Source organism: Castellaniella denitrificans (genome assembly GCF_027214045.1).
Classification (GTDB): domain Bacteria; phylum Pseudomonadota; class Gammaproteobacteria; order Burkholderiales; family Burkholderiaceae_B; genus Castellaniella; species Castellaniella denitrificans_A.
This window is the reverse complement of record NZ_JAPWHE010000001.1, coordinates 56,110-68,775: the sequence shown is the minus strand read 5'-3', so window position 1 is coordinate 68,775 and position 12,666 is coordinate 56,110. Positions and strand designations below refer to the sequence as shown.

General features: G+C 67.7%; 12 protein-coding genes. 8 read left to right on the top strand and 4 right to left on the bottom strand.

The annotated features are described in order from the left end of the window. Positions 1-8: 8 nt before the first annotated feature. Entirely contained in the window at positions 9-1,424 is a 1,416-nt protein-coding gene (gene gltX / locus O4H32_RS00365) for a glutamate--tRNA ligase (RefSeq protein ID WP_269355653.1), read from the bottom strand. Between the two features lie 121 nt (positions 1,425-1,545). Here gltX and O4H32_RS00360 point away from each other — a divergent pair, with 121 nt between their 5' ends. After that, positions 1,546-3,990: a bifunctional acetate--CoA ligase family protein/GNAT family N-acetyltransferase gene (locus tag O4H32_RS00360; RefSeq protein ID WP_269355652.1), complete on the top strand. Its 2,445-nt coding sequence runs from the start codon at positions 1,546-1,548 to the stop codon at positions 3,988-3,990. Between the two features lie 175 nt (positions 3,991-4,165). Here O4H32_RS00360 and O4H32_RS00355 read toward each other — a convergent pair whose 3' ends face one another. Together O4H32_RS00355 and yjgA are read right to left on the bottom strand one after the other, a co-directional pair. Then, a complete protein-coding gene (locus tag O4H32_RS00355; protein ID WP_269355650.1) occupies positions 4,166-4,837 on the bottom strand; it encodes an alpha/beta hydrolase in 672 nt (223 codons plus the stop codon). Then, entirely contained in the window at positions 4,834-5,394 is a 561-nt protein-coding gene (yjgA, locus tag O4H32_RS00350) for a ribosome biogenesis factor YjgA (protein WP_269356923.1), read from the bottom strand. The genes O4H32_RS00355 and yjgA overlap by 4 nt, the downstream gene beginning before the upstream one ends. Before the next feature lie 78 nt (positions 5,395-5,472). On the opposite strand from yjgA, the gene pmbA reads away from it, so the two are divergent. The 7 genes from pmbA (at position 5,473) to erpA (ending at position 11,508) form a co-directional block, all read left to right on the top strand. After that, a complete protein-coding gene (pmbA, locus tag O4H32_RS00345; protein ID WP_269355648.1) occupies positions 5,473-6,840 on the top strand; it encodes a metalloprotease PmbA in 1,368 nt (455 codons plus the stop codon). A gap of 128 nt (positions 6,841-6,968) precedes the next feature. After that, positions 6,969-8,066: a TRAP transporter substrate-binding protein gene (locus tag O4H32_RS00340; protein ID WP_269355646.1), complete on the top strand. Its 1,098-nt coding sequence runs from the start codon at positions 6,969-6,971 to the stop codon at positions 8,064-8,066. Between the two features lie 234 nt (positions 8,067-8,300). Then, entirely contained in the window at positions 8,301-8,729 is a 429-nt protein-coding gene (gene rplM / locus O4H32_RS00335; RefSeq protein WP_043685031.1) for a 50S ribosomal protein L13, read from the top strand. 12 nt (positions 8,730-8,741) lie between these two features. Continuing rightward, the gene (gene rpsI, locus O4H32_RS00330; protein WP_043685028.1) at positions 8,742-9,134 is read left to right on the top strand and encodes a 30S ribosomal protein S9; all 393 of its coding nucleotides are present in this window, start codon (positions 8,742-8,744) and stop codon (positions 9,132-9,134) included. Between the two features lie 189 nt (positions 9,135-9,323). After that, a complete protein-coding gene (gene argC, locus O4H32_RS00325; protein WP_269355643.1) occupies positions 9,324-10,388 on the top strand; it encodes an N-acetyl-gamma-glutamyl-phosphate reductase in 1,065 nt (354 codons plus the stop codon). 11 nt (positions 10,389-10,399) lie between these two features. Beyond that, positions 10,400-11,146 (top strand): DUF6776 family protein, encoded by a 747-nt coding sequence (locus O4H32_RS00320; RefSeq protein WP_269355641.1) that lies wholly within the window; start codon positions 10,400-10,402, stop codon positions 11,144-11,146. Continuing rightward, positions 11,143-11,508 (top strand): iron-sulfur cluster insertion protein ErpA, encoded by a 366-nt coding sequence (gene erpA, locus O4H32_RS00315; RefSeq protein ID WP_269355639.1) that lies wholly within the window; start codon positions 11,143-11,145, stop codon positions 11,506-11,508. Before O4H32_RS00320 ends, erpA begins: the two co-directional genes overlap by 4 nt. A gap of 45 nt (positions 11,509-11,553) precedes the next feature. Here erpA and O4H32_RS00310 read toward each other — a convergent pair whose 3' ends face one another. After that, a complete protein-coding gene (locus O4H32_RS00310) occupies positions 11,554-12,666 on the bottom strand; it encodes an anhydro-N-acetylmuramic acid kinase (protein WP_269355637.1) in 1,113 nt (370 codons plus the stop codon).

Genomic DNA, 12,666 nt, shown 5'->3' with positions numbered 1-12,666 from the left:
GCGGGCGCTCAGGCCAGGCTGGCCGCCAGGCGTCGCAGGACCGTTTCGCGGCCCAGCAGGGCCAGTACGGCGCCGATGGACGGGGTGTGCTTGTGGCCGGTGACGGCCACCCGCAGCGGGATCGCCAGTTTCGGCATTTTGGCCCCATGGTCCTTCAGGACGGCTTTCAGCAGACCGTCGAGTTCCGCTTCGGTCCAGCCGGGCAGCGCATCGGCGCGGCGCAGGAAATCGTCCAGCAGGCCCCGTGCCGCGTCGTCCAGGACTTCGGCCCGCAACGCCTCGTCGGCCGGGACATAGGGGCCGCAGAACAGCATGGCGCCTTCGGCCAGGTCTTCCAGGGTTTCGCCACGGTCGCGCAGCAGCGCCATGACGGCCGGCAGGTCGGTCGACGCGGGGTCGCCGCCCCGGCGGACGATACGCGGCGCGACGCGTGAGGCCAGTTCGACCGGATCGAGCGCGCGCAGCGCGTGGGCGTTGACCCAGTTCAGCTTCTTCGGGTCCCACTGCGCCGCCGAGCGGCTGAGGTTGCGCGGGTCGAACCATGCCACGAATTGTTCGCGGGTGAAGAGTTCGTCGTTCCCGTGGCTCCAGCCCAGGCGCGCCAGGTAGTTGACCATGGCCTCGGGCAGATAGCCCATGCGGTCGTATTCCATGACGCTGACGGCGCCGTGGCGCTTCGAGAGCTTTTCGCCGTCCGGTCCCAGGATCATCGGCACGTGGCCGTAGCGCGGCAGTTCGCCGCCCAGGGCGCGCAGGATGTTGATCTGGCGCGGGGTGTTGTTGACGTGGTCGTCGCCGCGGATGACATGGGTGATGCGCATGTCCCAGTCGTCCACCACCACGCAGAAGTTGTAGGTGGGGGTGCCGTCGGGCCGGGCGATGACCAGATCGTCGAGCTCGCCGTTGTCGAAGCTGATGGGGCCCTTGACCAGGTCGTCCCAGGCAGTGACGCCGTCCTGGGGGCTGCGGAAGCGCACCACGGGCCTCACGCCGGCGGGAATCGGCGGCAGGGTCTTGCCGGGTTCGGGCCGCCAGGTGCCGTCGTAACGCGGCTTGGCGCCGACGGCGCGCGCGCGTGCGCGCATGGCTTCGACTTCCTCGGGCGTGCTGTAGCAGTGATAAGCCGTGCCTTGGGCCAGCATGTCGGCGATCACGGCGCGGTAGCGGTCCATGCGCTGCATCTGGTAGAACGGCCCCTCGTCGGCTTTCAGGTCCAGCCATTGCATGCCGTCCAGGATGGCCTGCACGGCCTCGGGAGTGGAGCGCTCCAGATCCGTGTCCTCGATGCGCAGCACGAAGGTGCCGCCGAAGTGGCGGGCGAAGGCCCAGGAAAACAGGGCGGTGCGGGCGCCACCCAGATGCAGGTACCCGGTGGGGGAGGGGGCGAAGCGTGTGCGCACGGGGCGTGAGGAAGTGTCGGTCATGGCGAGAGATCGGTTGGGATTGCTGCATTGCAACAAAAATAGCAGAGAACCCCTGTAGAATCGGAAGGTCAATACTTTATTTTAAGGGACGGCCCGTCCAGGGGCGTCCGGAGTCCTTCACATGCTGCGCCACCGACTGGCGGCCCTGTTCGAGCCGCGCTCCCTGCTGGTCCTGAGCTCCCGCGAGCTGCCCGTCGTCCGCACGCCGCCCGCCCTGCTCGAAGGGCGGATCGCCGTCGTACGGATCGGTGGCGACGGCCGCTGGCAGATGCCCCGGCGGCTGGATTTCCTGGAAGACGGCCAGCGCCTGGACATGGCCCTGCTGTGTCTGGATCCGGCATCGCTGCCGGCCGCACTGGACGCGCTCAAGACGCACCGGCCGCGCGCCCTGGTGTTGTTGCCGCACTCCACGCCGGCGGCCGATCCCATCGAGACCCGCGCCTATTGTCAGTCCTGGGGCCGCATGAACGATTGCCTGGTGCTCGGCCCCGGCGCCCTGGGCGTCCAGCGCCCGCATCTGGGGCTGAGCCTGGGGCTCGATCCGAATGGCGCGCCCGTGGGGCGGGTCGCCCTGGTCGCCCAGTCCCGCATGGTGGCCGCCGCGGTACTGGACTGGGCCGGCGACATTCAGCTCGGCTTCTCCGCCGTGGTGTCGGCCGGCGACGCGGATGGCGTCACCGTGGCCGACATCCTCGAATACCTGTCGATGGACCCGCGCACGGACAGCATCGTGCTGTACCTGGAAGAGGCCGATTCCTCGCGCCGTTTCACCAGCGCGCTGATGGCCGCCGCCAGCGTCAAGCCGGTCATCCTGCTCAAGGCCGGCCGCTCGGACAGCAACCCGGCCGCCGACGCGGTGTTCGACGCGCTGGTGCGGCGCACCGGCGCGGTCCGGATCCGGTTTTTCGTGCAGTTGTTCTCGGCGCTGAAGGTCCTGGTCCACGCCAAGCGTCAGCGGGGACGCCGCATCGCGCTGTTTTCCAACGGCTACGGCGCGGCCCACCTGGCGCTGGACGTCATCGGCGGCGGACCGGTGTCGCGGGCCGACCTGTCCTCACAGACGCAGCGCGACCTGGCGGCGGTCCTGGAACCGGGCGCGGCCCTGGGCAATCCTGTCATCAGCCATGCGCCGCTGGATCCCGCCCGGCTGCAACAGGCCCTGGGCGTGCTGGCGAACGACACCAATGTGGACGGCGTGCTGGTGCTGATCGCGCCGGACGCCCTGTCCGATATGGACGGCGCCGCCGAGGCCCTGGCCCGCTTTTCAGAGGCTTCCTCCAAGCCCATCATGTCCTGTTTCCTGGGCGACGCCTCGATGCGTTCCCAGCGTCATCGGCTCGACGCGGTGGGGCTGCCCGCCTTCCGCACGCCGGAATCGGCCGCCAACGCCTTCGGCATCCTGGCGTCCTACCAGTACAACCAGACCCTGGCGCAGCAGACGCTGCCGCCGGAAATGCTCAGTCGCCCTCCGCGCCTGGACGAAGCCCGAGCGCTGCTCAACGATGCCATCATGTCGGGCCGTTCCGATCTGGACCCGGCCAGTTGCCGCTGGTTGCTGGACTGTTTCCACGTGCCGATCCGCCCCGACGACCAGCCCGTGCCCGACGCCGCGCGCGAGCACGTCCCCATGGCCGTCCACGTGCGCCAGGATGTGCGTTTCGGGCCGTACATGCGGTTCGGTCCGGGCGGGGATGCCGCCCGGCTGGCGTCCCCCCACCGGGAAATCGAGCTGCCGCCGCTGAACAACTACCTGGCGCGCCAGTTGATCCAGCGGGGCAAGTTCTGGTCGCGCGTGCTCGAGCGCGACCTCAGTCCGGCCGCGTTCGAGCAGTTGCGCGAGGCGCTGGAGCGGATCTCCGAGATCGTCAGCGAATTGCCGGGTATCCGCACCCTGACGATCGACCCCCTCTGGTGGGACGATACCAGCCTGTACGCGGGCGACATCCGGGTCGGCCTGGATCCGGGCTACGACGGTGAACGCCCCGAGAACCGCGCCTACCGCCACATGGCGATCCATCCGTATCCGCGCCGCCTGGTCCGGCCGATGATCCGGAAAGACGGCCAGGAATGGCTGCTGCGTCCCATCCGCCCCGAGGATGCTGTGCTGCTGCAGGAATTCGTGCGGGATCTGTCCGACGAATCGCGCTACATGCGTTTCGTGTCGATGCTGCGCGAACTCACGCCCCGCATGCTGGCGCGCTATACCCGCATCGACTACGACCGCGAAGTCGCCCTGGTCGCCACGGCGCAAGTGCCCAATCCGGAAAACCGCGGCCTGTTGCGCGAACGCATCGTGGGATTCGCGCACTATCTGCGCAACGCCGATGGCCAGGGGGCGGAATACGCCCTGGTGATCGCCGACGACTGGCAGCGTCGCGGCGTCGGCGCGGCGTTGATGCGCAGCCTGGTCGACGTGGCGCGTCGCCAGGGCCTGGGCTACATCGAGGGCATCGTCCTGGCGACCAATCGGCCCATGCTGGGGCTGATGACCTCCCTGGGCATGCGCAACGACCCCGACGAGGCAGACCCAGGCATGAGAAGGCTATGGATGCGCCTGGACGCCTGACAGTCCCTGCGGACTGTCAGGCGCCTGGCGCATCCGACCGGCCTGCAGGCCGGGAGGTGGATGAACTCGGACGTGGCACAGTCCACTACGGACTGCGCCACGCCGAGTGAATCGGAGCGCCCTGCAGGGTGCGACGTGGATGGATGCCCCGATCCGAGACGGACTCTGCGGCCCCTCAAACGCCCGTCACCCGGGCCAGGAAGGCCCGGATATCGTCCAGTTCCTGGGGGTGCAGGCCGTGCGGCATCGGATAGGTGCGCCATTCCACCGGCTGCCCCTGCGCGGCCATCGCGTCACGGCTGACCTCGGCGTAGGCCATGGGCACCACCATGTCCATCGTGCCGTGCGCCATGAGGACCGGTGTGCCGGCGTTGGCGGGATGGCGTTCGGCGGCCAGGGTGTTGCGCAGCGGCAGATAACCTGACAGGCCGATCAGGCCGGCCAAGCGTTCCGGGTGGCGCAGTCCGGTGTACAGGGCCGTGGCGCAGCCTTGGGAAAAGCCGGCCAGCACGATGCGTTCGGCGGGGATGCCCCGTCGATTCTCCTGTTCGATCAGTTCGGTGACTGCATGGCGCGCGGCGCGCAGCCCGTCGATATCTTCCCTCGCGTCCCGGTCCAGTCCGTACAGGTCGTACCAGGCGCGCATCGGCATGCCCTGGTTCAGCGTCACCGGGCGCACGGGCGCGTGCGGGAAAACGAACCGCAGCGCCGGCAGGCCGGGGTGGATCAGTTCGGGAACGATGGGCTCGAAATCATGGCCGTCGGCGCCCAGGCCGTGCAGCCAGATCACGCTGTGCGTGGGCGCCGGACCGGTCGTGCGCTCGATGGTTTCCAGTGTCGGTGTCATCGGGGAGTACCGTCCTCGAAATCCAGTGTCTTCAGCGTCTGGAACAGGGCGCGGAAGTGCTTGCGCGCCGGTTCATGCCCCTGGGGCAGGGCGGCGTTGTCGCGGGCTTCTTTGCGGGCGGCACGGATCTGGGCGCGCAGGGACTGGATGTCCAGGCCGGGAAACCGTTCCAGCAATGGCGTCAAGGCCTCGTCGCTGTCGATCAGGCGGTCGCGCAGCGCCTCCAGCCGGTGCATCGCGCGGGTTTCCTCGCGCGAGCCGTTGGCCCACACGTCGAGCTGGGCGCGCAGGGCCTGGGCGTCGGCCTGGCGCATCAATTTGCCGACATAGTGCACCTGGCGTCGCCGGCCCTCGTTGCTGTGGATGCGCTGCGCCAGGGCGATGGCTTCGCGCAGCGGTTCGTCCAGCGGCAGCCGGGCCAGTTTGGCGGGGGGCAGCGCGATCAGTTCGCGGCCCAGGTCCAGCAGGGCGTGCATGTCGCGCTTGACCTGGGATTTGCTGGGCCGCCGGTCTTCCGGAAAATCGTCCGGCGAGGCGGGCAGGGGCGTGTCGTCCATGGGTTCGGGCATAAAATGGTCCGTGATTGTCTATGATAACCGTCCCGTACCGACGTCCCATACCGAGTGATCCGCCGCATGAACCAACGAACCGATGATTTCCTCGATGTTCCCGCCCAGCAGGCCCAGTTCCGCGAACTGGTGGGCGACGCGTTGCGCCACGCCCGCAAGGCCGGCGCCACGGACGCCGCCGTGGAAATCTCCGAAAGCCGGGGGCTGTCCGTTTCGGTGCGCCGGCGCGCCATCGAAACCATCGAACAGACCCGCGACCGGTCCATGGCTGTGACTGTGTTCGCCGGCCAGCGCCGGGGTTCGGCCTCGACCTCCGACTTTTCGCCCGAAGCGCTGCGCCGCACCGTGGATGCCGCCTGGCACATCGCCCGCTATACCGCCGAGGACCCGGCCGCCGGCCTGCCGGAGCCCGAACGCTTCGCCCTGCATTATCCGGACCTGGATCTGCATCACCCCTGGGCCATCGACGCCGAAGGCGCGGCCCGCCTGGCGATCCAGGCCGAACGCGCCGCGCTGGCGACCAGCCAGGGGATCACCAACTCCGAAGGCGCTTCCCTGGACACCATGGAAGGCCATTTCGTCCTGGGCAATTCGCGCGGCTTCCTGGGGGGCTATCCCTATTCCCGGCACAGCCTGTCGGTTGCGCCCATCGCCGGACGCGGCGACGGCATGCAGCGGGACTACTGGTACACGTCCGCGCGCCGTGCCGACGGCCTGGCCGCGCCGGCCGAGGTCGGCCGCTACGCGGCCGAACGCGCCCTGTCGCGCCTGGGCGCACGCCCGGTCAAGACCGGCCGCTATCCGGTGCTGTTCGAGGCCCCCCTGGCCGTCGGCCTGGTGGGCGCGCTGGTCCAGGCCACCAGCGGCGGCGCACTGTACCGCAAGGCCAGCTTCCTGCTGGATGCGCTGGGCAAGCCTGTGCTGGCCGATCACCTGGATGTGGTCGAGAACCCCTACATCCCGGGTGCCCAGGGCAGTGCGCCCTTTGACTCCGAAGGGGTCCGCCCGCAGGCCCGCCGTGTGGTGGACCAGGGCGTGCTCACGGGCTATTTTCTGTCCACTTACACGGCCCGCAAGCTCGGCATGGCAACCACCGGCAACGCGGGCGGGTCGCATAATCTCAGTCTGCGCTCGCGCCTGACCCGGCCCGAAGACGACTTGCCCGCCATGCTGCGCAAGATGGGGACCGGGCTGCTGGTCACCGAACTGATCGGGCAGGGGGTGAATTACGTCACCGGCGATTACTCGCGCGGGGCTTTCGGTTATTGGGTGCAGGACGGCGTCATCCGCCATCCCGTCCAGGAAATCACCATCGCCGGCAACCTGGCCGACATGTTCCGCGGCATCGTCGCTGTCGGGGCCGATGTCTATGGACGTGGCGCCAAGTCCACCGGCTCTGTGCTGATCGACGGCATGGCGGTCGCCGGACTCTAGGTCACCGCCGGCGCCGGTGGCCTTGTGTCCGCGCCGTTTTCCGTGCGGCGCGGGGACGCGCAGTGTAATATCGAAAAGCTTGGTAGCAACACATGCCAATTATTCCAACAGACAGGAGATCCTTCATCATGCAGCGTCGCGCGTTTCTGAAAAAGGCGGGTCTGGGCGCGGTGGCGGGCACGGCGGCCGTGGCCGCCCCGGCCATCGCCCAGTCGAACCCCCAGATCAACTGGAAAATGACCTCGACCTACGGGCCGTCGCTGCCGCCGCTGTTTTCGACGGCGCAGATGTTCTGCGATCTGGTCAAGGAAGTCACCGACGGGAATTTCAACATCCGCCTGTATCCGGCCGGTGAGCTGGTGCCGGGCTACGGAGTGATGGACGCCGTCGGCAACCGCACCGTGGAATGCGGCCAGACCGCCTCCTACTATTACTATGGCAAGGACCCTTCCTTCTGCTTCGACACGGCGGTGCCCTTCGGCCTGAACGTGCGCCAGATGAACGCCTGGATGTACGAGGGCGACGGCCTGAAGCTGATGCGCGAACTGTTCGCGCCGCGCGGCATCGTCAACTTCCCCCTGGGCAATACCGGCACCCAGATGGGTGGCTGGTACCGCAAGGAAATCAAGACGGTCGGCGACCTGAAGGGCCTGAAGATGCGCACGGCCGGCTTCGCGGGCGAAGTCCTGTCGCGCCTGGGCGTGATTCCGCAGCAGATTCCCCCCGGCGACATCTACCCGTCCCTGGAAAAGGGAGCGCTGGACGCCGTGGAATTCGTCGGCCCCGTCGACGATGAAAAGCTGGGGTTCCAGAAGGTCGCGAAATACTATTACTACCCGGGCTGGTGGGAAGGCTCGGCCCAGGTGTCCCTGTACGTCAACGACAAGGCCTACGCCGAATTGCCCAAGGCCTACCAGCGCGTCATCGACGTCGCTTCGCGCGCCGCGGGCTCGAAGATGGTCCAGGACTATGATGCCCACAATCCCGAGGCCCTGCGCCGCCTGATCGCCGGCGGTGCCGTGCTCAAGAGCTTCCCGCGCGAAGTCATGGACGCCTCGTTCGAGGCCTCCAACCAGGTCTACAAGGAATTCTGCGACAAGGACCCGGGCTTCAAGAAGATCTTCGACAATTACATGGCCTTCCGCGACAACATCGTGCCCTGGTTCCGTGTGGCCGAAGGCTCGTTCGACAATTATCTGGGCGCCGCCCTGGCCCGCAAGAAGTGATCACGGCCGCATGAGCGGGGGCGTCCTTCGGGGCGCCCTTTTTCATTGAGCGGTGCGCAGGCGTCGGCCCCGAAGCGGGCAGTGTTTGTCTAACTTCCGCCAGCCGGGTACAATGGTCGGATTTTCGTTTGAGATCACACCGTACGGGTTGCGGGGCGGGTGTTGCCTGTCCTTTCATAAAGCCCTGGCGGAGCGGACGGAAATCCTTTCATTCAATTCATCAGGAACACCATCATGAAGACCTTTGTGGCCAAGCCGCATGAAGTCAAGCGTGACTGGTTTGTGATCGACGCCAAGGGCAAGGTCCTGGGTCGTGTGGCCAGCGAAGTCGCACGCCGCCTGCGTGGCAAGCACAAACCGGAATTCACGCCGCACGTGGATACGGGCGATTACATCGTCGTCATCAATGCCGCCGATATCGTCGTCACGGGCGCCAAGGCGCAGGACAAGCGCTACTACCGTCACTCCACCTATCCGGGCGGGATCACGGAAACCAACTTCCAGAAGATGCAGCAGCGCTTCCCCGGTCGCGCCCTGCAGAAGGCCGTCAAGGGCATGCTGCCCAAGGGCCCCCTGGGCTACGCCATGGCGAAGAAGCTGAAGGTCTATGCCGGTGCCGAGCACCCGCATACCGCGCAGCAGCCGCAACCCCTGGACTTCTGAGGATAGGCCATCATGATCGGTAATTGGAATTACGGCACTGGCCGCCGCAAGACGTCTGTGGCGCGTGTGTTCCTGAAAAAAGGCACGGGCAAGATCGTCGTCAACGGCCGCCCCGTCGATGAGTACTTCGCGCGCGAAACCGGCCGCATGGTCGTTCGCCAGCCGCTGGAAGTCACCAACCACCTGGAATCGTTCGACTTTCACGTCAACGTCCACGGCGGCGGTGAATCCGGCCAGGCCGGCGCCGTGCGTCACGGCATCACGCGTGCCTTGATCGACTACGACGAAACCCTGAAGTCGCCGCTGAAGCAAGCGGGCCTGGTGACCCGCGACGCCCGCGAAGTCGAGCGCAAGAAGGTCGGCTTCCATAAGGCCCGTCGGCGCAAGCAGTTCAGCAAGCGCTGATTCCGCATCCGGGCGCTGCCGCCCGGCGCGCAGCAAAAACGCCGCTCCGGCTTCCGGGCGGCGTTTTTGCTTGGGCCAGCGCCGAGCCCGGGGTGCCGTGCGCATGCCATAATCTGAGGCGTGAACACGGGCGCGGTCCCCTCAGGCCTTCCGGGCGGGCCCGCCATTTCTACAGACAGGATCCCTTGCATGAGCACGAACACTTCCACCCCCATCAAGGCCGGCATCGTCGGCGGGACCGGCTACACGGGCGTGGAGCTGCTGCGCCTGCTGTCGCAGCATCCCGGCGTGCGGCTGCACGCCATCACATCCCGCAAGGAATCGGGGATGCCGGTGGCCGATATGTTTCCCAACCTGCGCGGCCATGTGGACCTGTGTTTCCAGACCCCCGAGGAAGCCGCGCTGGACCAGTGCGATGTGGTGTTTTTCGCCACGCCGCACGGCGTGGCCATGGAACAGGCGCGCGGCCTGCTGGAACACGATGTCCGGGTGATCGACCTGGCGGCGGATTTCCGCCTGCAGGACGTCGATACCTTTCAGCAGTGGTACAAAATGCCGCACAGCAGCCCCGACGTGCTCAAGGAAGCCGTCTACGGCTTGCCGGAGCTGGACCGTGACCGCATCCGCCAGGCCCGGGTCGTGGGCAATCCCGGCTGCTATCCGACCACGGTGCTGCTGGGGCTCGCCCCCGTGCTGCAGGCCGGCCGGCCCCTGATCGATACGTCGCACGTCATCGCCGACTCGAAATCCGGGGTGTCGGGGGCGGGCCGCAAGACCCAGGTCGGCTCCCTGTTCTCCGAAGCCGCCGACAACTTCGCGGCCTACGGCGTGGCCGGGCACCGCCATCATCCGGAAATTTCCGAATGCCTGGCCCGCATCGCGGGCGCGCCGGTGGGACTGACCTTCGTGCCGCATCTGGTGCCGATGATCCGGGGCATGTTTTCCACGCTGTACCTGCGCATCCTGCCCGACGCGCTGGACACCGATTTCCAGGCGCTGTACGAACGGCGTTATGCCGACGAGCCTTTCGTCGACGTCATGCCGGCGGGCAGCCTGCCGCAGACGCGCTCGGTGCGCGCCTCGAACATGTTGCGCATCGCCGTGCACCGGCCCGCCGGCGGCGACACCCTGGTGGTGCTCGTGGTCCAGGACAATCTCGTCAAGGGCGCCGCAGGCCAGGCCGTGCAGAACATGAATCTGATGTTCGGCCTGCCGGAAACCACCGGGCTGCGGCACGTGGCGGTGCTGCCCTGACGGAGACACGCATGACGCAACCTTCCGCGGCGCGTGGGGGCGGTTTCAGCGCCTGGCTGGTGCGCGGCCTGTCCCGGCTTGTGCTGCTGCTGGTGGTGTTCGTCATCGGGGCGCTGGCCATGCATTTCGGCATGCATGCCGGGGACCGCGCCGAAAACCAGGCGCTGCGTGCCCGGATCGAATCCCTGCGAGCCGAACTGTCCGGTGTCCGGACCGACCTGGCGGCCTTGCGCAGCGAAGCCGAGGTCCAGGCGGGCACCCAGCGCGCGCTCCAGAACAGCAATGCCGAACTTCAGCGCGAACTGGGTCGCACCCGCGATCAGTTGGCGTTCTACGAGCAGTTGATCCCTCCGGGGCCGGCGGGCGCCGTCGCGGTGCGCGCCTTCGACATCCAGGCCGAGGGCGAATTTCTGCGCTACCGTGTGCTGCTGACGCGCAACGCCGCGCCCCAGGCGGATCCCTTCAAAGGCCGCATGCGGTTCGTGGCCAATGGTCGTTCCCAGGGTAAAGCCGTTAAAATCGAATTGAGTCCGCCGGTGGCCCCCGCCGCCGGCGAGACCGCCGCGTCCGCCCCGGGGGCGGATCCGCTGGCCCTGGTCTTCGACCAGTTCCAGCGCAGCACAGGCGTTCTGCGGCGAGTGCCGGATCTGTCGATCCAATCGGTCCGCCTCGAGATCCTCGAGGGCGACACGGTCCGGGCCTCCCAGGATGCCGATCTGAATCGCGTGGTTCCCGACCGCGCAGGAGTCTTGCCTTGAGCACCATCGAACACGCGGATCTCGACGTTCCGCCCAGCCCACTGATCTTCACGGACGCCGCTGCCGCCAAGGTCCGGGAGTTGCTGGTCGAGGAAAACAACCCCGGCCTGAAACTGAGGGTCTTCGTCCAGGGGGGCGGCTGTTCGGGTTTCCAGTACGGCTTCACCTTCGACGAGGATGTGGCCGAGGACGACACGACCATCGAGCGCGATGGCGTCCAGTTGCTGGTGGACCCCATGAGCTTCCAATATCTGGTCGGTTCCGAAATCGACTACAAGGACGACCTGGAAGGCTCGCAGTTCGTCATCCGCAATCCCAACGCCAACACGACTTGCGGCTGCGGTTCCTCGTTCTCTCCTTGACATCGCTTTCCGGCATTCGGGCCGGCAAGCGAAAAGAGGCGCGATCTAGACGGGATACAGACAGCCCGCGATGGTCGCGTGCCGCGCTCCCGTGACGGCCGGCAAGCAGACCGGACGGCCCTGAAGGTGCGCCTGCGCCAGCCAGGCGAAGGCCAGCGCCTCGACATCCTGGGCGGGTACGCCGCAAGCGTCCGTGGTGCTCAATCGGCAGGGCAGCGCCTGGGCCAGCGCGTCCATGAGCACCGGGTTCCGGGCGCCGCCGCCGCACGCCAGGACTTCCCGGGTATCCGGCGCGTGTCGGCGGACGGCGGTGGCGATCGTTTCCACCGACAGGCGCAGCAGGGTGGCCTGGACATCGGCGGGCCGTATGGGGCGGTCATCGCGGGTCAATGCATTGAGCCGGCCATCCAGCCAGGCCAGGCTGAACAGATCGCGTCCGGTCGATTTCGGCGGCGCCTGATCGAGCCAGGGTTCGGCCAGCAGCGCAGCCAACAGTCCGCCGTGGCAGCGGCCTTGGGCCGCCCAGGCGCCGTCATGGTCGTAGGGCCGGTTCCGGTGGCGCCGGATCCAGGCATCCATCAGCATGTTGGCCGGCCCGGTGTCGAAGCCGCGCACCGGGTCTTCAAGCACGGTCAGGTTGGCGATGCCGCCCAGATTCAGGATCGCGCGGCCCGCGCCGCAGCCGAAGCGCGCGGCATGGAAGGCCGGCACCAGGGGGGCGCCCTGGCCGCCGGCCGCGACGTCGCGGCTGCGGAAATCCGCCACCACCGCGATGCCGGTGCGCTCCACCAGCCGCGCCGGCGCATTGATTTGCAGGGTGTAGCCGGACTCGGGCGCGTGGCGCACGGTCTGTCCATGGGCGCCGATGGCGCGGACCCCGGATGCCTGCACGCCGGCGCGCGACAGCAGGTCATGGACGACGGCCGCGTAGCAGTCCGCCAGCGCGTTGGCCGCCCGGGCCGCCCGGGCGAGTTCGTCGGGACCGGGGGCGTTCAAAGCCAGCAATTCATGGCGCAGCCCGTCAGGCAGGGCCAGGCTGACGCTGGCGAGCACCTGGATCGAATCGCCGGCCAGATCCGCCAGCACGCCGTCCACGCCATCCGTGCTGGTGCCCGACATCAGGCCGATGTAAGGCTCGGTGTCCCGGACGGCGGCCAT

Excerpts from the sequence above, each read along its gene's own strand:
- gltX (WP_269355653.1), bottom strand. The coding sequence starts at position 1,424 with ATGACCGACACTTCCTCACGCCCCGTGCGCACACGCTTCGCCCCCTCC.
- O4H32_RS00360 (WP_269355652.1), top strand. The coding sequence starts at position 1,546 with ATGCTGCGCCACCGACTGGCGGCCCTGTTCGAGCCGCGCTCCCTGCTG.
- O4H32_RS00355 (WP_269355650.1), bottom strand. The coding sequence starts at position 4,837 with ATGACACCGACACTGGAAACCATCGAGCGCACGACCGGTCCGGCGCCC.
- yjgA (WP_269356923.1), bottom strand. The coding sequence starts at position 5,394 with ATGGACGACACGCCCCTGCCCGCCTCGCCGGACGATTTTCCGGAAGAC.
- pmbA (WP_269355648.1), top strand. The coding sequence starts at position 5,473 with ATGAACCAACGAACCGATGATTTCCTCGATGTTCCCGCCCAGCAGGCC.
- O4H32_RS00340 (WP_269355646.1), top strand. The coding sequence starts at position 6,969 with ATGCAGCGTCGCGCGTTTCTGAAAAAGGCGGGTCTGGGCGCGGTGGCG.
- rplM (WP_043685031.1), top strand. The coding sequence starts at position 8,301 with ATGAAGACCTTTGTGGCCAAGCCGCATGAAGTCAAGCGTGACTGGTTT.
- rpsI (WP_043685028.1), top strand. The coding sequence starts at position 8,742 with ATGATCGGTAATTGGAATTACGGCACTGGCCGCCGCAAGACGTCTGTG.
- argC (WP_269355643.1), top strand. The coding sequence starts at position 9,324 with ATGAGCACGAACACTTCCACCCCCATCAAGGCCGGCATCGTCGGCGGG.
- O4H32_RS00320 (WP_269355641.1), top strand. The coding sequence starts at position 10,400 with ATGACGCAACCTTCCGCGGCGCGTGGGGGCGGTTTCAGCGCCTGGCTG.
- O4H32_RS00310 (WP_269355637.1), bottom strand. The coding sequence starts at position 12,666 with ATGGCCGCCGTCCGGGACACCGAGCCTTACATCGGCCTGATGTCGGGC.